Annotated in this window: 1 protein-coding gene; it reads left to right on the top strand. The window is 68.1% G+C overall.

What is annotated here, in order from left to right; all coding sequences use genetic code 11:
* Positions 1-109: 109 nt before the first annotated feature.
* A partial coding sequence (locus KZZ07_RS26945; RefSeq protein ID WP_219520037.1) for a DUF4158 domain-containing protein occupies positions 110-270 on the top strand: 161 nt, incomplete at its 3' end.

Raw genomic sequence — 270 nt, 5'->3', positions numbered from 1 at the left:
CCGACGATCCGCGACGCGCCTCGATCCCGTCCACCAACTATGTCCCGTTAAGCCGCACTGTCTAGCTTCGACCGCGACCTTTCCTGGACGGTTCGGGCATAGCGGGACGATGGCAAGACGGTCGCTTCTGAGCACGGCGGAGCGCGCGCGCCTGTTCGGCATCCCGGTCGATCGCGATGGGCTGGCGCGGCACTACACCTTCGATCGCCAGGACCTCGCCCTCATCGCCACGCGCCGCGGCGACGCCAACCGGATCGGCTTCGCGGTGCA

Source organism: Mameliella sp. CS4 (assembly GCF_019392335.1).
Taxonomy (GTDB): Bacteria; Pseudomonadota; Alphaproteobacteria; order Rhodobacterales; family Rhodobacteraceae; genus Antarctobacter.
This window is presented reverse-complemented; position numbering and strand designations above follow the sequence as displayed.